Origin of the sequence: Massilia forsythiae, assembly GCF_012849555.1 — a bacterium.
Lineage (GTDB): Bacteria > Pseudomonadota > Gammaproteobacteria > Burkholderiales > Burkholderiaceae_D > Telluria > Telluria forsythiae.
The window spans coordinates 3004712-3026557 of sequence record NZ_CP051685.1 but is presented as its reverse complement, the minus strand read 5'-3'; the positions used below and the strand labels follow the sequence as shown (position 1 = coordinate 3026557).

The following is a 21846-nucleotide window of genomic DNA, read 5'->3' as shown; positions in this document are numbered from 1 at the left end:
GTACCGAGCATTTTCCGCTGAGCGGAGTATGCTGGCGTCTTTCGGTGAACTGTCATCAAAAATAAGATATCGAGCACGGTTGGTGCAAGAAGGGGATTTGAATGAGCAATGCCGCACGTTATGAATGGCGCGACCAGCAAGCCGCCCTGCAGGAGCGCGTGAAGGGTTTCCTGCTGAATCCGGGCGCCGAACAGATGGAAGCCGTGGTTGCCGAGATGCGCGCCTATGCGCAGGCGGCCCAGGCTGGCCAGATCGACATTCCGCAGAGCTGGACCAGTTACTGACCGGATCACCGGCTTCGGCCGGTGTCGACCGACATGCCGCCCCTTCGCCGGGCGGCATCTTTTTTGCCCGCGTTTTTCGTGCCGCCGGCGCCGCGCACGCCATGCGCCTCGTTCACCTCGTTCGCCTAGCTCGCCCTCTTCCCGCATTTCACGCCGCGGCAGCGCATCTCGCGCCGCCCAGCGCCGTTTCGTCGCATGGCCGCATGCCGCCCGCGGCGTCCCGCTAGAGTGCCTCCAACCCAACCAGACTGGAGCACGCCATGCCTCTCACGATCCGCACCCTCCTGCCGGCCCTGGCCGCCTGCGCCGTTTCCGTTTCCCAGGCCGCCGACCTGACCATCCGCGTCGACAACGTCCAATCCGGCGACGGCCAGGTGATGGTCGCCCTGTACGACGGCGCCGGCTACCTGAAGCAGCCGCTGCGCACCGTGCACGCCCCCGCCGCCAAGGGCGCCACGACCCTGGTGATCCAGGACCTGGCGCCCGGCGCCTACGCCATCGCGGCCTACCACGACCGCAACGCCAACGACAAGCTGGACGCCAACCCGATGGGCATGCCGCTCGAACCCTACGCCTTCGGCAACGACGCCGAGGGCCGCATGGGTCCGCCCGCCTTCGACGCCGCCAGCGTCACGGTGCCGGCCGCCGGCCTGGCCGCCAGCGTCACCCTGCGTTGAAGCCGGAGGCGCCGCCATGCAACGCCGCCAGTTCCTGCAAGCCGGATGCGCCCTGGGCCTGGGCGCCCTCCTGCTTCCCGGCGCCGCCCGCGCCGACGCCGACACCTTCCGCCGCTTCCACGCCGCGCTGGAGCACGACCCCAGCCTGGCCATCTACGCCGACCTGGAAGGCGAGCAGCAGGGGCCGGCCGTGGTGGAAGGCCGCCTGCCGCCCGACCTGCGCGGCGTGTTCTACCGCAACGGGCCGGGACGCTTCGAACGCGACGGCGAGCGCTACCACCACTGGTTCGACGGCGACGGTTTCGCGCAGCGCTGGCAAATCGGCGCAGGCCGCGTCACGCACCGCGGCCGCTTCGTCGAGACCCGCAAGTTCGTCGAGGAATCCGCCGCCGGACGCTTCCTGTATCCGGCCTTCGGCACCGGCATCCTGCGCAAGCCGTTCCGCGACAACGATACCCTGAACGCCGCCAACACCAACCTGCTGCCGTTCGGCGGGCGCGTGTACGCGTTGTGGGAAGGCGGTTCCGCCACCGAGGTCGATCCGGACACGCTGGCCACGCGCGGCCTGAAAACCTGGCGCGACGACCTGCAGTCGATGCCGTTCTCGGCGCACCCGAAGATCGGCGCCGACGGCAGCCTGTGGAACTTCGGCGCCCAGCCCGGCAGCGACAAGCTTGCCCTCTACCGTATCGGCGCCGACGGCAACGTGCTGCAGGCCGGCATGGTCGAGGTGCCGCAACTGGCGCTGCTGCACGACTTCGCCGTCAGCGAGCGCCACCTGGTGTTCGTGGTGCCGCCCTACGACATCGCCGACGACCCCGGGCTGAGCATGGCCGAGCGCCATGTCTGGGCCGGTAGCGGAGCGGCCGCGCGGCCGACGCGGGTGGTGGTGGTGGCCAAGGACAGCTTGCGCGTGCGCCGCGTCTTCGAGCTGCCGCCGCGCATGGTGTTCCACTTCGGGAATGCCTGGGACGAGGCCGACGGCGCCGTCACCCACGTCGACCTGGTACTGCACGACGGCGACCAGCTGGCCGCCAACGGCGGCATCATGCGCGGCGAGCGCCAGCCGAACCAACCGGGCGGCCACCGCGCCATGCGCGTGACGCTCGACTACGCCAGCGGCCGGGCGCGCACCGTGCGCCTGCTGGACGGCGCCGAGTTCCCGCGCGTGATGCCGCAGGTGGTCGGGCGGCGCCACCGCCGCCTGGCCCTGCTCGCCAGCGACCGCCGCAACGCCGGGCGCATCCTGGACACGGTGCACGTGGTCGACGTCGACGGCGGCCACAGCGACAGCTGGCGCTTCGGTCCCGGCTGGCGCGCCGAGGAACACGTGCTGGTGCCACGCGCCGGCGCGCGGTCGGAGCTGGACGGCTATCTCGTCGGAGTAGCGCAGGATACCCGCGCCGGCACCAGCGTGCTGACGGTGTTCGACGCGGCGCGCGTGCATGCCGGGCCGCTGGCGCTGGCGCGCTTGCCCTATCGCACACCGCATTGTTTTCATGGTAATTTCTTGCTAGCGTGAAAATTATGGACAAGCATTCGAATGCGCACTGACACCAGCATGCCGGCTCCCCCAGGACTGTCCCGCTCCCATCCGCTGGAGGTGATCGCCCCGTTCCGCCGCTGGCCGCCTTCGGCGGTGCGCAACCTCGTGTACACGGCGCTGTGGAATTCGCTGATCGGCCTGGCGATCGCTCTGTTTCTGCCGGCATTCACACGCATTAGCTTGCCGTTCGCGCCGCTGCTGGCACGCGCGGTGCTGACCTCGAACGTGGTGGGCTTCATGGTCCACACCGCGCTGATCCTGCTGCGGCGGCTGGCGCCGTCCGCCGGGCGCCGCTCGCTGCCGCTGCGCGCTTGCGAAATCCTCGTGATGGCGGTATGCGCCGTGCTCGGCATCGCCCTGAGCGATGCGCTGGTACTGGGCGCCGACCCGTTCGCCGCGCTGCTGCAGAGCAGCACGCTGGCGCCGCTGCTGCCGTTCGGCGTCGGCATCGCACTCTTGATGATCGCCGTGCTGGCCGCCGGCGAGCGGCGCCTGGCGCGCGAGACGCTGGCGGCCCAGCAGCAGGAACGCATCGCCGAAGCCGGCCGCCTGCTGGCCGAGGCGCGCCTGCGCGCGCTGCAGGCGCAGATCGAACCGCACTTCCTGTACAACACGCTGGCCAACGTGGTCAGCCTGATCGGCCCGGCGCCGCAGCAGGCGCGCCACATGCTGGAACGCCTGATCGATTTCCTGCGCGCCAGCCTGGCGGCCAGCCGCGCCCAGCAGGCCAGCGTGGGCGCCGAGCTCGACCTGGCCGGTGCCTACCTCGACGTGCTGGCGGTGCGCCTGAGCGCGCGCCTGCGCCACCGCATCGAGGTAGACGCAGCCTGCCGCGCGCTGCCGCTGGCGCCGATGCTGGTGCAGCCGCTGGTGGAAAACGCGGTCATGCACGGCATCGAGCCGAAGGTGGCGGGCGGCGAGATCGTCGTGCGCGCCACGCTCGACCGCGATGCGGCCGGCGGCGCCCTGCTGCGCATCGAGGTCGCCGACGACGGCGCCGGCCTGCACGCCACCGCGACGCATGCGGTGCCGCGCCGCGGCGGCGGCGTCGGCCTGGCCAACCTGCGCGAGCGCCTGCACAGCCTGTACGGCGACGCGGCGCGGCTGCAACTGCTGGAAAACGCCGCCGGCGGCGTCACCTCGCGCTTGCTGCTGCCGCTCGTCGAACCACCCAACCCACTGCCCGAGGTAAGGCCATCGACCCCATCCGCGCCCTGATCGCCGACGACGAACCGCACCTGCTCGATTACCTGGCCGAGCAACTGGCGCTGGCCTGGCCCGGCCTGCGCATCGCCGCGCGCGCCGGCAACGGCATCGAGGCGCTGCGCCTGATCGACGAGCTGGCGCCGGACGTCGTGTTCCTGGACATCCAGATGCCCGGCCTGAACGGCATCGACCTGGCCGCGCGCCTGTTCGCCGATGTGCATGCCGGCGCGCCGGCGCCGCGCGTGGTGTTCACCACCGCGCACGACCACTACGCGCTGCAGGCGTTCGAGCACGCCGCCTTCGACTACCTGCTCAAGCCGATCCGGCTGGAACGGCTGCAGCGCACGGTGGCGCGCTTGCAGGAGGCGCTGGCGGCGCCGGGGCAATCTCCTGCGCTGGCCGCGCCGGGGCAATCTTCCTCGCCGGCCGCGCCGGAGCAAGCAGCCACCTTGTCCGCCGCCGGCGCGCAATCCGTACAGCCGGCCGCAGCGGTGCCCGCGGCACTCGATGCCGGCACGCTGGCCGCCCTGCTGCGCCAGCTCGGCGTCGGCTTGCCGGCCACCCTGCAGGCCGCCCCTGTGCCGGTGCCGGGTACGCCGCCCGCATCCGCTCCCGAGCCGCTGCACTGGATCCGCGCCGCCCAGGGCAACGAGACACGCCTGATCGCGGTCGACGAAGTCATCTATTTCCAGAGCAACGACAAATACACCAGCGTATTCACGGTCGACGGCGAACACCTGATCCGCACGCCGCTGCGCCAGCTGCGCGACCAGCTCGACGCCCGCCAGTTCTGGCAGATCCACCGCGGCGCCATCGTCGCCGCGCGCCACGTGGCCGGCACCCGTACCGACTTCCGCGGGCGCCTGCTGGTGCGGCTCAAGGGACGGCCGGAAGAGCTGGTGGTGAGCCGCAACTACGCCGACCTGTTCCGCCAGATGTGAACCGCGGCAGCAGCGGCGCATGCGGCCGTTGCACGTAAACACTGGTCTGGCCAGTTTCACCAATTTGGCAACAATTTTTGAAAAACAATTGAATTGGCCGGACCAATTTCGATAGCGCCGTGCTAAGCTTTCGGCTCCTGCTGGTCCAGACGCCGGCAGGAAACCGATGCCTTCACCGCCCCGGCAACGCTCCGGGACGACGGCATCGCGCAGCGCCATCGCAACACGGCCGCCTCCGGCCGGCTCACTTTTTCATATCGCAGGCAGGCAGGAGCCGGCGCGGCATGCGCACGTCCGGCGCCATGGCGCGTGCGCGTGAAAAACCGGCCCGGCGGTAGCGCGCGAAGGCGGGCATCCCATAACGACTTTGAGACGACAATGAAAACCATAACGATTCTGGAGACCCTGGTCGCGGCAACCCTCGTCGCCGGCCAGGCACACGCGGCGCCCCTGGCGCTGGACGGCGCCACCATCATCACCGCCACCTACAACGGCAAGGCGGACAACGTCCTCGGCCTCGATCACAACTTCGCGGCGGAAGCCGGCAGCAACGTCAGCCACCTGGACCCGAGCGGCAGCGGCGTCGAATTCCTCAGCGGCGACTACCTGTTCGGCTTCGATTTCTCGGACACCGGCCTGCTGACCGTCTACAACAACATGGCGATCCCGGCCGGCGCCGACTACCGCTTCACCTTCGATTTCGGCGCCACCCTGGCGGCGCCGATCGGCAGCTTCACGCTGGTCGACGGCAGCGCAGTAAATGGTACAAGCGCAGGCGTGCCGGGCCTGTCGGTGCTGGACGGCCACCGCATCGGCGTCGACCTGAGCCGGGTCACCTGGAACGCCGACTTCGGCGCGTTCACGGCGCAGATCGGCGCGGCGGCGGCAACAGACGTGCCCGAACCGGGCAGCGCGGCGCTGATGCTGCTGGGCGCGGCGGGCCTCGCCGCCGGCCGCCGCCAACGCGCCAAGAACGCCAAGCACGCCTGATCCCGCCGTCTTCCAGGAGAACCCAATATGAGACAACTGCATCTCAAGGCCTCGCTACGCGCGGCCGCCCTGCTGTCGGCCTGCCTCGGCAGCTTCGCCACCACCGGCGCCGTCCACGGCGCCAGCGTGGATGCGGCGCGCGCCACGGCCCCGCTCGACGGCTGGGCCAGCCAGGGCGGCGGCACCGTCGCCGGCGCCAACGCCGTCACCGAACAGATCTACACCGTCGCCAATCGCGCCCAGCTGCTGGCGGCGATCGCCAACGGCGGCGTCGCGCCGAAGATCATCAAGCTGGTCGGCACCGTCGACATGACCGAAGGTAAACCGTATACCAGCACCGCCGACCAGTCGGCGCGCGGCGCCATCCGCCTCAAGAGCAACACCACGCTGATCGGCGACGGCGCCAATGCCGGCCTGGTCAACGGCCACATGATCCTGTCCGGCGTGTCGCAGGTCATCGTCCGAAACCTGAAAATCGTGAATCCGTGCGACGTCGAGCCGGTGTTCGACCCGGCGGACGGCGCCACCGGCAACTGGAACGCGGCCTACGACGCGATCGCCATTACCGGTTCCGACCATATCTGGATCGACCACAATTCCTTCACCGACGCCCCGGTCACCGACAACTACCTGCCGGTCGAGAACGGCCATGTGAAACAGTGCCACGACGGCGCGGTCGACGTCACCAACGCGTCCGACTACGTCACGCTGTCGTACAACGTGTTCGGCGAACACGACAAGAACAACCTGATCGGCTCCAGCAGCAGCGCCACCGCCGACGAAGGCAAGCTGCGCGTCACCTTCAGCAACAACGTGTTCCGCGACGTGCAGTCGCGCGCGCCGCGCGTGCGCTTCGGCCAGGTCCACCTGTTCAACAATTACTACGCCGGCAGCAAGTCGGCCGCGGTCTACAAGAACAGCTACAGCGTCGGCCCCGGCACGGGCGCCAAGGTGCTGTCGAACGCCAACGTGTTCGAGATCGCCGGCGCCGCCAGTTGCGACGCCATCGTCAAGAACCCCGGCGACGCCACCGCCGGCGCCTTCAAGGACAGCGGCTCGCTGCTGAACGGCGCCGCGCTGGGCGTATGTTCGCTGCCGTCCACCGCATCCTGGACACCGCCCTATGCCTTCACGGCGCGTCCCGCGGCGCTGGTGAAAGCCAACGCGCTGGCCCAGGCCGGCGGCGGCAAGCTGACCACCGCGATCACCGGCACCGGCAAGATCGTGGTCGACACCGGCCCGGTGCTGAACTGCCCGCAAGATGGGACAACGAGCGGCCTGTACTTCTGCGACGACTTCCAGAACGGCGGCACAAGTAAATGGAACCTGCTGCCGGTGTCAGGTCCGAACGGCGCCTTCGGTGTGGTGGCGGAGGCCGCCGGCAGCGATAGCAAAGTTCTGCAATACACCGCCGCCAGCACAGGCGGCGTGCTGGCCCTGGTGAAGCCGGACGCTTTTACCGGCGTGCCGTCCGGCGACTACTACCTCGAGGCGCGCATCCGCCCGATGACCAACAGCACCACCGGCAACAAGCAGCTGTACATAATCGCGCGCTATGTCGACCAGAACAACTGGTACGGCGCCGGCCTGAACGTGCAGAGCAGCACCACCAGCACGCAGGTCGAAATCGCCAAGATGCTGGCCGGCTCGCTCAGCCGCCCGAAGCAGGTGAAATCGCCGATCGCCATGGACGCCCAGTTCTACACGGTGCGCTTCGAGATGATCGGCAGCACCTTGAGTGTCTACCTGGACGGCAAGAACCTGGGGTCGGTGACGGACACGTCGTTCGCGCAGCGCGGCCTGATCGGCCTGTACACGGCGAATAAATCGTTCCAGATCGACGACGTGCGCGTGGGCGACCCACGCCAGAAGCCGGTGCAGCTGACGCTCGATCCATCCATCGTCAGCTACAGCGCCGAAGCCGGCGACGCCCCGACCACCATCGCCGTCACCGCCGCCGCGTCCGACGGCAGCGCCGACAGTTTCACGGTCACGTCCAGCAACCCGAACGTGGTCAGCGCCACGGCCAGCGGCAACACGGTGACCCTGACGCCGCTCGCCAACGGCAGCGCCAGCATCGTCTTCGCCAGCGGTTCCGACCCGACGCTGACGCGCACCATCGCCGCTACCGTGAATGCACAGTTCGTGCAGCCGACCCAGACCTATCCGCTGCAGGGCGTCAGCGCGCCGGCGGCGCAGGCGGGTTCGGTCAACGTCGACAGCGCCCTGAAGCTCACCTTCGACAACCCGCCGGCGCTGGGCGCCAGCGGCAGCATCCGCATCTTCCGCAAGGCCGACGACGCCCTGGTCGACGTGATCAAGCCCACGGGCGAGAGCGACGCCATCGGCTATGCCGGCCAGGCGCTGGTGCGGCGCGTGAACACCACGCCGGTCCGCATCGACGGCAACACCGCCACCATCGCCCTGCACAGCAACAAGCTGGCCTACGGCACCGAGTACTACGTGGCGATTGCCGACGGCGTGTTCACGGGTGCCAAGCTGGGCGGCCTGCCCTTCGTCGGCATCGGCAAGCTGGGCGGCTGGTCGTTCACCACCAAGGCGAGCGCGCCGACCGGCACGACGCTGACCGTGGACGACGACGGCGACGCCGACTTCCGCACCGTGCAGGGCGCATTGAATCATGCGATGCAGAAGGTCGCCAAGGCCACGCCGGTGACGGTCAACGTCAGGAACGGCGCCTACGACGAGCTGCTGTACCTGAACGGCAAGGACAATGTCACCATCAAGGGAGAAAGCCGCGACGGCGTGGTGATCCGCTACACCAACAACGAAAGCCTGAACTCGGGCACCGGTTCCAGCCAGTCGCCGGCGATTGCCGGCTCCCCGGCCGGCGGACGCGCGATCATGCTGGTGGAGGCGGCCGACATGCTCGTGCTCGACAACCTGAGCATGAGGAACACGACCGTCCGTTCGGCGGCGATCTCGGGCCAGGCGGAAACGGTGTACTTCAACAGCGATACGCGCATGGTCGCCAAGAACGCCAGCTTCTACAGCGAGCAGGACACGCTGAACTTGAAGGGCTGGGCCTGGTTCTACAACACGCTGGTGGCCGGCAACGTCGACTTCATCTGGGGCAGCAGCCATGCGGCGCTGTTCGAGAACAGCGAAATCCGCAGCGTGGGCGACAGCGCCAGCGCGACCAGCGGCGGCTACGTGCTACAGGCGCGCGTGCCGGTGGCGAGCGATCCCGGCTACGTGTTCCTGAACGACAAGCTGACCCACGGCGCCGGCCCCGGCCCCAACCACGGCGACGTGCCGGCCGGTGCCACCTACCTGGCGCGCAGCCCGGGCGGCACCGCGACGTGGGACAACGTGGTCTTCATCAACAACAAGATGGACAGCCACATCGCCGCGGCGGGCTGGGCGGGATTGGGCGTGAACGGGCAGCCGGCGCCGAACCCGGTCGTCGCCAACGCGGATGCCGGCTGGCGCGAGTACGGCAGCACCGACCTGTCCGGCGCCCCGCTGAACCTGGGCGCGCGCGTGGGCGGCTATACCCTCACCGACGCCGAAGCGGCGCGCTTCTCGACTCGGGCAAAGGTGTTTGCGGGCTACGGCAATGGCGCGGGGTGGAATCCGCAGCCGTAAGCTGAATGGCTGAAGTTCGAACGCCCCGCATGCGTGATGCCTGCGGGGCGTTTTTCGTTTTTACCTCAGCATAGTGGTCAAATATTTCTTTCGCCACCTCAAGAACGTTGTCCCCGCGGAGGCGGGGACCCATACATAGCCACCAGCGTCGAACAGTCAGCGCTGCGGCTTCGTTATATGCACCATGGGTCCCCGCCTTCGCGGGGACGACGGTGGTTTTGCGACTGCTTTCTTGACCTTGCACTTACCTCTGCAAGCTCAAGCCACCCCACCCCTGCGCACCGCATTCCTGCCCAGCGCCGCCAGGTCGAGATCGGCATCGCCCTGCGCCACCGCCTCCTGCAGCACCGCCTGCAGCGCCTCCCCGAACGCCAGCGGCAGCCCCTGCTCGCGTCCCGCCTCCACCGCCAGCCGCACGTCCTTCTGCCCCAGCGACAGCTTGAATCCTGCCGGGCTGTATCTCTCCTCGGCGATCATGCCGCCATAGCCCTTGTACACCGGCGCGCCGGCGAACAGGGTAGTCGTGATCAGCTCGATGAAGCCGGCCGCCGGAATGCCGTGCGCACCGGCCAGCGCGGCGCCCTCTCCCATCGCCTCGATGGCGCAGGCCAGGGTCAGGTTGCAGGCCAGCTTGACCGCGTTCGCCTGTTCCGGCGCCTGGCCGAAGCGCCAGGTCTTCTGGCCCATCAGGTCGAGCAGCGGCTGCACGCGCTGGACCAGTTCGTCCGCGCCGCCGGCCAGGATGTTCAGCTTGCCGGCGGCAGCCACGTCGACCCGGCCCAGCACCGGCGCGGCCACGTAGCCGATACCGTGCTCCCTATGCAGCGCCGCCATCTCGCGCGCGAACGCGACCGAGACGGTGGCCATGTTGACGTGGATGCTGCCGGGCGCCATGGCGTCCAGCACGCCGCCGTCGACCAGCACCGCGCGCGTGGCGGCGTCGTCGGCGAGCATGCTGAACACCACGTCGGCAATGCCGCACTCGGCGGGCGTGGCGGCCGCCCTGGCGCCCTGCGCGGCCAGGGCCTGGACCGGCGCCGGGCTGCGGTTCCAGACGTGCACGGGCCGGCCGGACTTCAGCAGGTTGGCGGCCATGTGCTGGCCCATGGCGCCGAGGCCGAGGAAGGCGATGTTCATGTTGACTCCTTTGAAAGTGGTATTAGACCAGCGCGGCCGTCAATACGGGCGCACGAATACCGCGCCACCGATGCGCGCTTCGCGCTAAGCTGGCTGTTCAACGCCCGAAAGGACCCCGCATGGCGCAGTTCTTCATCGCCCGGCCGATCTTCGCGATCGTCCTGGCCATCCTCATCATGCTGGGCGGCGGACTGTCGATCGCCACGCTGCCGGTCGAGCAGTTCCCGCCGGTGGCGCCGCCCTCGGTGCAGATCAACGCCAGCTATGCCGGCGCTTCCGCGTCCACCATGCAGAACACCGTGGTGCAGGTGATCGAGCAGCAGATGAGCGGCATCGACAAGCTGATGTACCTGGCCTCGACCAGCGACGACAGCGGCCGCTCCACCACGACGCTGACCTTCGAGACCGGCGCCGATCCGGACATCGCCCAGGTGCAGGTGCAGAACAAGCTGCAGCTGGCCATGCCGCAGCTGCCGGCCCAGGTGCAGCAGGCCGGCGTGCGCGTGACCAAGTCGAGTTCCTCGTTCCTGATGGTGATCGGCTTCATCTCGCTAGATCACAGCATGACCAAGTACGACATCGCCAACTTCCTGGTGTCGAAGGTGCAGGACCCGATCAGCCGCGTCAACGGCGTGGGCGACCTGAACGTGTACGGCACCCAGTACGCGATGCGGGTCTGGCTCGACCTGTCGAAACTGAACTCGTTCGCGCTCAACCCGACGGACGTCACCAGCGCGCTGACGGCGCAGAACGTGCAGGTCTCGGCCGGCCAGCTGGGCGGGTTGCCGGCCGCCGGCAATCCGCAACTGGCCGCCACCGTCACCGAATCGACGCTGCTGCGCACCGCCGAGGACTTCGGCGCGGTGGTGCTCAAGGCCCAGCAGAACGGCGCCCTGGTGCGGCTGCGCGACGTGGCGCGCATCGAGCGCGGCGCCGAGAACTTCATCGTCGACAACAAGTACAACGGCGTGCCCTCGTCCGGCCTGGGCATCCAGCTGGCGCCGGGCGCCAACGCACTGGACACGGCGAAGCTGATCCGCGCGCGCATCGCCGAACTCGAGCCGATCTTCCCGCGCGGCCTGAAGGCGGTGTACCCGAACGACGTCACGCCCTTCATCCAGGTCTCGATCGAGGAAGTGATCAAGACGCTGGTCGAAGGCATCGTGCTGGTGGTGCTGGTGATGTACCTGTTCATGCAGAACATCCGCGCCACCCTGATCCCGTCGATCACGGTGCCGGTGGTCCTGCTCGGCACCTTCGGCCTGATGGCGGCGCTCGGCTTCACCATCAACACGCTGTCGATGTTCGGCCTGGTGCTGGCGATCGGCCTGCTGGTGGACGACGCCATCGTCGTGGTCGAGAACGTCGAGCGCATCATGCGCGAGGAAAAGCTGGAGGCGAAGGAAGCGACCAGCAAGGCCATGGGCCAGATCGGCAGCGCGCTGATCGGCGTGGCGATGGTGCTGTGCGCGGTGTTCGTCCCGGTGGCCTTTTCGCCCGGCACCGTGGGCGCGATCTACCGCCAGTTCGCGCTGACCATCGTGGCCTCGATGCTGCTGTCGGTGTTCGTGGCGCTGTCGCTTACGCCGGCGCTGTGCGCCACCATGCTGCGCCACTCGGACGAGCACACGCACGGCTTCTTCGGCTGGTTCAACCGCGCCTTCGAGCGCACGCGCGACCAGTACGTGAAACGTACCGAGCAGGTCTCGAAGCGCTGGATCGTCTGGATGCTGGTGTACGCCGGCATCGTCGCCGCGGTGGCGCTGCTGTTCCTGCGCCTGCCGACTTCCTTTTTGCCCGACGAGGACCAGGGCTACCTGTTCGTGCAGGTGCAGGCGCCGCCCGGCGCCACCCAGAACCGCACCGGCCAGGTGCTCGACCAGATCAGCCAGTACCTGCTGCGCGAGGAATCCGGCATGGTCACGGCCGCCTTCACCGTCAACGGCAACAACAACGCCGGCCGCAGCCAGAGCCAGGGCCAGATCTTCGTGCGCCTGAAGGAGTGGGACGAGCGCAAGGACGACGCGCTCTCCGTGGAGGCGCTCTCGGGCCGCATCAAGAAGCGCTTCGGCAGCAGCAACGTGGCCGTCATCTTCCCCACCAGCCCACCGCCGATCCGCGGCCTGGGCAACGCCGCCGGCTTCGATTTCCAGCTGATGGACCGCGGCGGCCTCGGCCACGACGCGCTGGCGCAGGCGCGCGACCAGCTGCTGGCCAGGGCGCGCTCGCATCCGGCGCTGGCGCAGGTGCGCTACAACGGCGTGGCCGACAGCCCCGGCTTCAAGGTCGACGTCGACCGCGACAAGGCCGGCGCACTGGGCGTGAATCCGTCCGACATCGACCAGGCCTTTTCGATCGCCTGGGGCTCGCGCTACGTCAACAACTTCCTCGACATGGACAACCGCATCAAGCGCGTCTACGTGCAGGCCGACGCGCCGTTCCGCATGGACGAGGACGACCTCGCCAAGCTGTACGTGAGGAGCGGCAGCGGCTCCATGGTGCCGCTGACGGCGGTATCGACCAGCCGCTGGACCAGCGGCCCCTCGCAGCTGCAGCGCTACAACGGCGTGGAATCGATGAACCTGCAGGGCCAGGGCGCGCCTGGGCGCAGCTCGGGCGACGCCATGGCGGCGATGGAAGAGCTGGCGCGCGCCCTGCCCAAGGGCATCGGCTTCGAATGGACCGGCACCTCCTACCAGCAGCAGCAGGCCGGCAACCAGGCGCCGCTGCTGTACGCGCTGTCGATCCTGGTGGTGTTCCTGAGCCTGGCGGCGCTGTACGAAAGCTGGTCGATCCCGATCGCCGTGATCCTGGTGGTGCCGCTGGGCGTGCTGGGCGCGGTGCTGGCGACCATGACGCGCGGCCTGACCAACGACGTGTATTTCCAGGTGGGCCTGCTGGTGACGATCGGCCTGTCGGCCAAGAACGCGATCCTGGTGGCGGAATTCGCGCACACGCGCCAGGGCGAGGGCTTATCGGCCCAGGACGCCGCCACCGAGGCCGCCCACATGCGCCTGCGCCCGATCCTGATGACCTCCCTCGCCTTCATCCTCGGCGTGCTGCCGCTGGCCCTGGCGCGCGGCGCCGGCGCCGCCAGCCAGCACGCGATCGGCACCGGCGTGATCGGCGGGATGCTGGCGGCCACGTTCGTGGCGACCTTGATGATTCCGATGTTTTACGTGGTGGTGGACAAGGTGTTCGGACGGCACGGCAAGCACAAGGAGAAGGGCAAGCCGGGACAGGACAAGGCGGCGCCACGCAAGGTGGTACTGCAGAAGACAGCGCCTGAGGATACCGTATCCGACAAGCCAACGCTAGCCGATGAACATTAGCGCAGCCTCTATGATATGACACTTAAAAACCGTCGTCCCCGCGCAGGCGCACTAGTGTCCGGAATATTGCTTTCATAAAGGCTATATAAATAGAATCGTCGTTCCCGCGAAGGCGGGAATCCATGCTGAGCATGCTAACTTGATCGATCAAAGGCCCCTAGTTAGTAACAAATTATCGACTTCGATTAGTTGGTATGGGTCCCCGCCTTCGCGGGGACGACGGTTTTTCCCTATGACGGGTCTATTTAAAGCCGCAAAAATTATTCCGGACACTAGTGCGCGCAGGCGGGGACCCATACATGGCAAGTTACGCCGTGAAGTCAGCATAGAGATCGCGCCACCGAAGGTTCGTTTTTTCGATCAAGCGTACCTTCCACGCGCGGTTCCATTTTTTGATTTGCTTCTCCCGTAATCCGGCTTCCATGATGTCGCCATGAATCTCATACCAGACCAAGCGGTGTACGTTGTACTGCTTCGTGAAGCCGGCGACGACGCCTTCGCGATGCTGCCAGACGCGCCTGACCAGATTGGTGGTGGAACCGATGTACAAGGTGCCATAGGGCGCGCTGGCCAATATGTAGACGTAGCTGTACTTTTCCATGTCGGACAGGCGAGATCATTCGAATCGCTATATTCCTGTTGCATGGCTGTTCCCAGTATGCATTCACTCAAAAATTGGGGCTTGTACTAGGCATGTGCAGCATGGGTCCCCGCCTGCGCGGGGACGACGGTATCTCGGTCAACAATAAAAAAACCGGGACGCTCGGCCCCGGTTTTCGCTACGACAACTGCCCCTCAGTTCAACGCTTGCGCGGCGGCGGCAAGTCGGTGCAGACGCCTTCGTAGGCTTCCGCCGCCATGCCGATCGATTCGCCCAGCGTCGGGTGCGGGTGGATGGTCTTGCCGATGTCGACGCCGTCCGCCCCCATCTCGATCGCCAGCGCCACTTCGCCGATCATGTCGCCGGCATTGGTGCCGACGATGGTGCCGCCGATGATGCGGTGGGTCTCGGCGTCGAACAGCAGCTTGGTGAAGCCTTCTTCGCGGCCGTTGGCCACGGCGCGGCCGGAGGCGGCCCACGGGAAGTGGCCCTTCTCGACCTTCACGCCCTTGGCCTTGGCTTCCTCTTCGGTCAGGCCGACCCACGCCACTTCCGGATCGGTGTAGGCCACCGACGGAATCACCTTGGCGTCGAAGAACGCCTTTTCGCCGTGCGCCGCCTCGGCCGCCACGTGGGCTTCGTGCACCGCCTTGTGGGCCAGCATCGGCTGGCCGACCAGGTCGCCGATGGCGAAGATGTGCGGCACGTTGGTGCGCATCTGGCCGTCCACGCCGATGAAGCCACGGTCGGTCACTGCCACGCCGGCGGCTTCCGCGCCGATCTTCTTGCCGTTCGGGCTGCGGCCGACGGCCACCAGCACCAGGTCGTAGGTTTGCGGTTCCGGCGCCGGCTTGCCCGCCTCGGCCGACTCGAACGTGACCTTGATCCCTTCCGGCAGCGCTTCCACGCCGACGGTCTTGGTCTTCAACATGATGTTGTCGAAGCGCGCGGCGTTGTACTTCTGCCAGACCTTGACGGCCTCGCGGTCGGCGCCCTGCATCAGGCCATCCATCATCTCGACCACGTCGATGCGCGCACCCAGCGTCGAGTACACGGTCGCCATTTCCAGGCCGATGATGCCGCCGCCGATGACCAGCATGCGCTTCGGTACCTGGCGCAGTTCCAGCGCGCCGGTCGAATCGACGATGCGCGGGTCTTCCGGCACGAACGGCAGGTTCACCACCGAGGAACCGGCGGCGATGATCGCCTTCTGGAAGGCGACGACCTTCTTGGCGCCGTCCGCGCCGGTGACCTCGATGTGGTTCGGGCTGAGGAATTTACCCACGCCCTGCACCACGTTGACCTTGCGCGCCTTGGCCATGCCGGCCAGGCCACCGGTCATCTTCTTGATGACGCCGTCCTTGTAGGCGCGCAGCTTGTCGATGTCGATGTCCGGCTTGGCGAAGCTGACGCCATGGTCGCCCATGTGCGCGGTCTCGTCGATGATCGCCGCCACGTGCAGCAGCGCCTTGGACGGGATGCAGCCCACGTTCAGGCACACGCCGCCCAGGGTCGCGTACTTCTCGACCAGCACGGTGTTCATGCCGAGGTCGGCGGCGCGGAACGCGGCCGAGTAGCCGCCCGGACCCGCGCCCAGCACCATCATTTCGCATTCGACGTCGACCTGGCCGCTGTAGCTGGCTGCATTCGGTGCCGGTACCGCGCCGACCGGTGCGGCATCGGCCTTGTGCGCCGGCGCGTACGAGTCGGTCGGGCCGGCGGCCGCGGTCGGGGCCACGGCCTGCGCGCCGATCTGCGCGGCCGGCTTGTCCGACGGTGCGCCCGCAGCGGCGGCAGGAGCGGCAGCGGCAGGCGCCGCAGCGCCGGCGCCGGCTTCCTCCAGCGTCAGCACCAGCGAACCTTCGCTGATCTTGTCGCCGACCTTGATCTTGAGTTCCTGCACGACGCCGGCGTGGGTCGACGGGATCTCCATGCTGGCCTTGTCCGATTCGACGGTGATCAGGGACTGGTCGACCTTGATGGTGTCGCCCGGCTTGACCATCAGCTCGATGACTTCGACTTCCTTGAAATCGCCGATGTTCGGGACTTTGACTTCAACTGTGCTCATATGCTCGGCTCCTTACAGCAGCGTCTTGCGCAGGTCGGCCAGCACGTCGGCCAGGTAGGCCGCGAAGCGGGCGGCGCCGGCGCCGTCGATCACGCGGTGGTCGTACGACAGCGACAGCGGCAGCATCAGGCGCGGCTGGAAGGCTTCGCCGTCCCACACCGGCTTCATCGCCGACTTGGACAGGCCCAGGATCGCCACTTCCGGCGCGTTGATGATCGGCGTGAACGCGGTGCCGCCGATGCCGCCCAGCGACGAGATGGTGAAGGTCGCGCCCTGCATGTTGGCCGGGGACAGCTTGCCGTCGCGCGCCTGCGCCGACAGTTCGGTCATCTCGGTGGCGATCTGCGAGACCGACTTCTTGTCGGCATCCTTGATCACCGGGACCACCAGGCCGTTCGGCGTGTCGGCCGCGAAGCCGATGTTGTAGTACTGCTTGAGGATCAGGTTGGCGCCCGCCTCGTCCAGCGACGAATTAAATGCCGGGAATTTTTTGAGCGCGGCGACCGAGGCCTTGATCACGAACGCCAGCATGGTCAGCTTGTTGGTCGACTTGGCCTTGGCGTAGGCGGCGTTGGAATCGACGCGGAATTTCTCCAGGTCGGTCACGTCGGCTTCTTCGAAGTGCGTGACGTGCGGGATCATGACCCAGTTGCGGTGCAGGTTCGGACCGCTGATCTTCTTGATGCGCGGCAGCGGCTGCAGTTCGGTCGGGCCGAACTTGCTGAAGTCGAGCGACGGCCACGGCAGCAGGCTCAGGCCGCCGATGCCGGCGCCGCCCGCGGCCGGCGCAGCCGTCGGGCCGGCGGCCAGCGCGCCCTTGACGAAGGCTTGCACGTCCTGCTGGGTGATGCGGCTCTTCGGACCGGAACCCTTGACCTTGCCCAGGTCGACGCCGAGTTCACGCGCGAACTTGCGTACCGACGGCGAGGCGTGCGCGCTGGCGAAGCTCGGGGCCGGGCCGGCTGCTGCTGCTGCGGCCGGAGCCGGTGCAGCGGCCGGTGCGGCCGGTGCGGCAGGTGCTGCCGCCGGCGCCGCAGCCGCCGGGGTGGGTGCGGCGGCCGGGGCGGCTTGCGCCGGAGCGGCCGCAGGCGCGGCGTCGGCTGCCGGCGCGGCGGCGCCGGCGGCTTCCTCGAGCGTCAGCACCAGCGAACCTTCGGCGACCTTGTCGCCGACGTTGACCTTGATTTCCTTGACCACGCCGGCATGGCTGGAGGGGATCTCCATGCTGGCCTTGTCCGATTCCACGGTGATCAGCGACTGGTCGACCTTGATGGTGTCGCCCGGCTTGATCATCAGTTCGATGACTTCCACTTCCTTGAAGTCGCCGATGTCGGGGACTTTGACTTCCACAATGCTCATAATGTGTTGGCTCCGTATTTTTGTCATTGGCTCATCGTCGCCCCCGCGCAGGCGGGGGCCCATACCGACTTCGAAAAATCAGCATGGGTCCCCGCCTTCGCGGGGACGACGGTGTCAGCGCGCACCGTGTTGATCGGTGCGCGCTCGAGCATTACTGGGTCACAGGATTCGGCTTGTTCGGATCGATGCCGTACTTGGCGATCGCGTCGGCCACGATCGAGGCCGGGATCTTGCCTTCCTCGGCCAGCGACTTCAGCGCGGCGACCGTGATGTAGTAACGGTTCACCTCGAAGAATTCGCGCAGCTTGACGCGCGAGTCCGAACGGCCGAAGCCGTCGGTGCCCAGCACCTTATACGTGCGGCCGCTCGGGATGTAGGCGCGGATCTGCTCGGCGAACATGCGCATGTAGTCGGTGGTGGCGACGATCGGGCCTTGGGTGTCCTTCAGCAGCTCGGTGACGTACGGCAGGCGCGGCGCGTCGTTCGGGTGCACCAGGTTCCAGCGCTCGGCGTCCTGGCCGTCGCGCGCCAGCAGCGTCAGCGACGGGCACGACCAGATGTCGGCGGCCACGTTCCAGTCGTTCTTCAGCAGCTCGGCGGCGAACACGGACTCGCGCAGGATGGTGCCGGAACCCATCAGCTGGACGCGGTGCTGCGCCGCGGCGTCGCCCTGCTGCAGCAGGTACATGCCCTTCAGGATGCCCTCTTCCTGGCCCGCCTTCAGGCCCGGCTGCTCATAGTTCTCGTTCATGATGGTGATGTAGTAGAACACATCCTCCTGCTGTTCCACCATGCGGTGCAGGCCGTTCTGGATGATCACCGCCACTTCGTGCGCATAGGTCGGGTCGTACGGAATGCAGTTCGGGATGGTCGCCGCCATGATGTGGCTGTGGCCGTCCTCGTGCTGCAGGCCTTCGCCGTTGAGCGTGGTGCGTCCCGCGGTGCCGCCCATCAGGAAGCCGCGCGCACGGATGTCGCCCGCCAGCCAGACCAGGTCGCCGACGCGCTGCATGCCGAACATCGAGTAGAAGGTGTAGAACGGGATCATCACGCGGTTGTTCGACGAGTAGGACGTCGCCGCGGCGATCCACGAGCACATGCCGCCCGCTTCGTTGATGCCTTCCTGGAGGATCTGGCCGGCCTTGTCTTCGCGGTAGTACATCACCTGGTCCTTGTCGACCGGCTCGTACAACTGGCCCTGCTGGTTGAAGATGCCGATCTGGCGGAACAGGCCTTCCATGCCGAAGGTACGCGATTCGTCGACCAGGATCGGGACGATGCGCTGGCCCAGGCTCTGGTCCTTCAGCAGCGCGGTGATCACGCGCACGTAGGCTTGCGTGGTCGAGATCTCGCGGCCGGCGGCGGTCGGGTCCAGCACGCCCTTGAAGGTCGACAGGGCCGGCACGGTCAGCTTCTCGTCGGCCTGTTCGCGGCGCGACGGCAGGTAGCCGCCGAGGGCCTGGCGGCGCTCGTGCAGGTACTTCATCTCGGGCGAATCGTCGGCCGGCTTGAAGAACGGGATGTCGGCCAGCTTGTCGTCGGGGATCGGGATGGCGAAGCGGTCGCGCATCTCGCGGATCGCCTCGTCGTCCAGCTTCTTGGTCTGGTGCGCGGTGTTGCGCGCCTCGCCCGACTTGCCCATGCCGAAGCCCTTGACGGTCTTCACCAGCAGCACGGTCGGGGTGCCCTTGTTCTCTTGCGCGTTCTTGAACGCGGCATAGATCTTGTGCGGGTCGTGGCCGCCGCGGGTCAGGCGCCAGATGTCGCCGTCGGTCATGTTGGCCACCATCTTCAGCAGCTCGGGGTGCTTGCCGAAGAAGTGCTTGCGCACGTAGGCGCCGTCCTTGGCCTTGTAGTTCTGGTATTCACCGTCGACGGTTTCCATCATCACACGCTGCAGGATGCCGTCCTTGTCCTTGGCCAGCAGGTCGTCCCAACCCGGGCCCCAGATGACTTTCACCACGTTCCAGCCGGCGCCGCGGAAGTCGGCTTCCAGTTCCTGGATGATCTTGCCGTTGCCGCGCACCGGACCGTCCAGGCGCTGCAGGTTGCAGTTGACGACCATGACCAGGTTGTCCAGCTTTTCGCGCGCGGCCATGCCGATCGCGCCCATCGATTCCGGCTCGTCCATCTCGCCGTCGCCGCAGAAGACCCAGACCTTGCGGCCGTCGGTGTCGGCGATGCCGCGCGCGTTCAGGTACTTCAGGAAGCGCGCCTGGTAGATCGCCATCAGCGGGCCCAGGCCCATCGAGACGGTCGGGAACTGCCAGAAGTTCGGCATCAGCTTCGGGTGCGGGTACGACGACAGGCCCTTGCCGTCGACTTCCTGGCGGAAGTTCGTCAGTTGCTCTTCCGAGATGCGGCCTTCCAGGAAGGCGCGCGCGTAGATGCCCGGCGAGGAGTGGCCCTGGATGTACAGCAGGTCGCCGCCGTGGTTTTCGCTCGGCGCTTTCCAGAAGTGGTTGAAGCCGATGCCCAGCATGTTGGCCAGCGAGGCGAACGAGGAGATGTGGCCGCCCAGGTCGCCGTCGACACGGTTGGCCTTGACCACCATCGCCATCGCGTTCCAGCGCATCCACGAACGCAGGCGCTCTTCGTATTCCAGGTTGCCCGGGCAGTGCGCTTCGAGGTGCGCGGGAATGGTGTTCACATAGGCGGTGTTGCTGGAGAACGGCACGTGGGCGCCGCGGCGGCGCGCCAGGTCGACCAGGCGTTCCAGCAGGTAGTGCGCGCGATCGGTACCTTCGAATTCGATCACCGCTTCGAGCGCGTCGAGCCATTCCTTGGTCTCGAGCGAATCCGGGTCATTGGCGGCCTGGGCCGTCAACTGGTCGAGTTGAGCTGACATTGCTACGTCTCCTTGATGTTTGTGCACCGCCCGACCCGGTTAGTATTCCCTGGAAGTTTGGTAGCGAAAAGACTATCCCTGAAATAAAGCCTGACGATTTTACCAGTGCCTCGGCGGTTTTTCAAAATATGATATCTGATTTCATAATATGGAAAAATCGTATTTCCACCGCATAAATACTGATTTTCGACAAGAAATACAGCATGTTCATGCTGCTGTTGTGCGCTGCAGCATAACGATTATTGCCGACCCGACCACAGCCATGAATATGACAACGAACCGTGCATGGCGGCGCGCGTTACCGGGCGGGCGCCCATCGCCGGGCGGGCGCTTATAATCCTGCTTTTGTCCAGAGAGCCGCCGCCCATGCCTGCCCACACCATCGACGGAGTACAACTTTCCAAACAGCTGCGCGCCGATATCGCCGCGCGCGCCGCCGCCCTGAGCGCCGCCGGCCACCGGCCCGGCCTGGCCGTGATCATCGTCGGCGACGACCCGGCCAGCCACGTCTACGTGCGCAACAAGGTCAAGGCCTGCGCCGACGCCGGCTTTCACTCGGTGCTGGAAAAGTACGAGGCCGACTTCGCGGAAAGCGCGCTGCTGGAGCGCATCGCCGCGCTGAACGCCGACCCGGCGATCCACGGCATCCTGGTGCAGATGCCGCTGCCGAAACACATCGACCCGGCCAAGGTGATCGAGGCGATCGCCGCCAGCAAGGACGTCGACGGCTACTCGGTGCTGTCGGCCGGCGAACTGATGACCGGCCTGGACGGTTTCCGGCCATGCACCCCGTACGGCTGCATGAAGCTGATCGAGACCACCGGTGTCGACTTGCGCGGCAAGCACGCGGTGGTGATCGGCCGCAGCAACACGGTCGGCAAGCCGATGGCGCTGCTGCTCTTGCAAGCCAATGCGACCGTGACCATATGCCATAGCGGCACCGCCGACCTGGGCTACCACACGCGCCAGGCCGACATCGTGGTGGCCGCCGTCGGCCGCCGCAACACGCTGACCGGGGATATGGTGAAACCGGGGGCGATCGTGATCGACGTCGGCATCAACCGCGACGACGAAGGCAAGCTGTGCGGCGATGTCGATTTCGACAGCGTCAGGGACGTGGCGTCCCACATCACCCCGGTGCCGGGCGGCGTGGGGCCGATGACCATCACGATGCTGCTGATGAACACGCTGGAAGCGGCCGAGCGCGGCGCCAAACGCGCTTGAGGGTTCACCGGCGCGCGGTGATTC

Annotated in this window: 14 protein-coding genes; 9 read left to right on the top strand and 5 right to left on the bottom strand. The window is 67.2% G+C overall.

Going from position 1 to position 21846, the window contains the following annotated elements; translation table 11 throughout:
- Positions 1-101: 101 nt before the first annotated feature.
- From HH212_RS12940 to HH212_RS12910, 7 genes are all read left to right on the top strand, one after another.
- Complete coding sequence (locus HH212_RS12940) at positions 102-284, top strand: hypothetical protein (protein WP_169433513.1); 183 nt, start codon at positions 102-104, stop codon at positions 282-284.
- A 260-nt stretch (positions 285-544) separates the two neighbouring features.
- Positions 545-961 (top strand): DUF2141 domain-containing protein, encoded by a 417-nt coding sequence (locus HH212_RS12935; protein WP_170202848.1) that lies wholly within the window; start codon positions 545-547, stop codon positions 959-961.
- Positions 962-977: 16 nt separating this feature from the next.
- The gene (locus HH212_RS12930; RefSeq protein WP_170202847.1) at positions 978-2483 is read left to right on the top strand and encodes a carotenoid oxygenase family protein; all 1506 of its coding nucleotides are present in this window, start codon (positions 978-980) and stop codon (positions 2481-2483) included.
- Between the two features lie 21 nt (positions 2484-2504).
- Entirely contained in the window at positions 2505-3725 is a 1221-nt protein-coding gene (locus tag HH212_RS12925; protein ID WP_170202846.1) for a sensor histidine kinase, read from the top strand.
- Positions 3704-4654, top strand: a complete 951-nt coding sequence (locus tag HH212_RS12920; RefSeq protein ID WP_370663934.1) for a LytTR family transcriptional regulator DNA-binding domain-containing protein — start codon at positions 3704-3706, stop codon at positions 4652-4654. Before HH212_RS12925 ends, HH212_RS12920 begins: the two co-directional genes overlap by 22 nt.
- A 378-nt stretch (positions 4655-5032) precedes the next feature.
- Entirely contained in the window at positions 5033-5644 is a 612-nt protein-coding gene (locus HH212_RS12915) for a PEP-CTERM sorting domain-containing protein (RefSeq protein WP_170202845.1), read from the top strand.
- A 27-nt stretch (positions 5645-5671) separates the two neighbouring features.
- Positions 5672-9253, top strand: coding sequence for a pectinesterase family protein (locus HH212_RS12910; RefSeq protein WP_170202844.1), 3582 nt, complete (start codon positions 5672-5674; stop codon positions 9251-9253).
- Between the two features lie 258 nt (positions 9254-9511).
- Here the strand turns inward: HH212_RS12910 and HH212_RS12905 are convergent, their stop codons facing one another.
- A complete protein-coding gene (locus HH212_RS12905; protein ID WP_170202843.1) occupies positions 9512-10390 on the bottom strand; it encodes an NAD(P)-dependent oxidoreductase in 879 nt (292 codons plus the stop codon).
- A gap of 119 nt (positions 10391-10509) precedes the next feature.
- On the opposite strand from HH212_RS12905, the gene HH212_RS12900 reads away from it, so the two are divergent.
- Positions 10510-13722, top strand: coding sequence for an efflux RND transporter permease subunit (locus tag HH212_RS12900; protein ID WP_170202842.1), 3213 nt, complete (start codon positions 10510-10512; stop codon positions 13720-13722).
- Positions 13723-14029: 307 nt separating this feature from the next.
- Here the strand turns inward: HH212_RS12900 and HH212_RS12895 are convergent, their stop codons facing one another.
- The 4 genes from HH212_RS12895 to aceE form a co-directional block, all read right to left on the bottom strand.
- Positions 14030-14323 carry a GIY-YIG nuclease family protein gene (locus HH212_RS12895; protein WP_170202841.1) on the bottom strand — a complete coding sequence of 98 codons (294 nt, stop codon included), beginning with the start codon at positions 14321-14323 and terminating at the stop codon, positions 14030-14032.
- A 199-nt stretch (positions 14324-14522) separates the two neighbouring features.
- Positions 14523-16391, bottom strand: coding sequence for a dihydrolipoyl dehydrogenase (gene lpdA, locus HH212_RS12890; protein WP_170202840.1), 1869 nt, complete (start codon positions 16389-16391; stop codon positions 14523-14525).
- Between the two features lie 12 nt (positions 16392-16403).
- Entirely contained in the window at positions 16404-17750 is a 1347-nt protein-coding gene (gene aceF / locus HH212_RS12885; RefSeq protein ID WP_170202839.1) for a dihydrolipoyllysine-residue acetyltransferase, read from the bottom strand.
- Between the two features lie 151 nt (positions 17751-17901).
- A complete protein-coding gene (gene aceE, locus HH212_RS12880) occupies positions 17902-20598 on the bottom strand; it encodes a pyruvate dehydrogenase (acetyl-transferring), homodimeric type (RefSeq protein WP_170202838.1) in 2697 nt (898 codons plus the stop codon).
- Positions 20599-20964: 366 nt separating this feature from the next.
- On the opposite strand from aceE, the gene folD reads away from it, so the two are divergent.
- Entirely contained in the window at positions 20965-21822 is an 858-nt protein-coding gene (gene folD / locus HH212_RS12875; protein ID WP_170202837.1) for a bifunctional methylenetetrahydrofolate dehydrogenase/methenyltetrahydrofolate cyclohydrolase FolD, read from the top strand.
- The last annotated feature ends 24 nt before the right edge of the window (positions 21823-21846 follow it).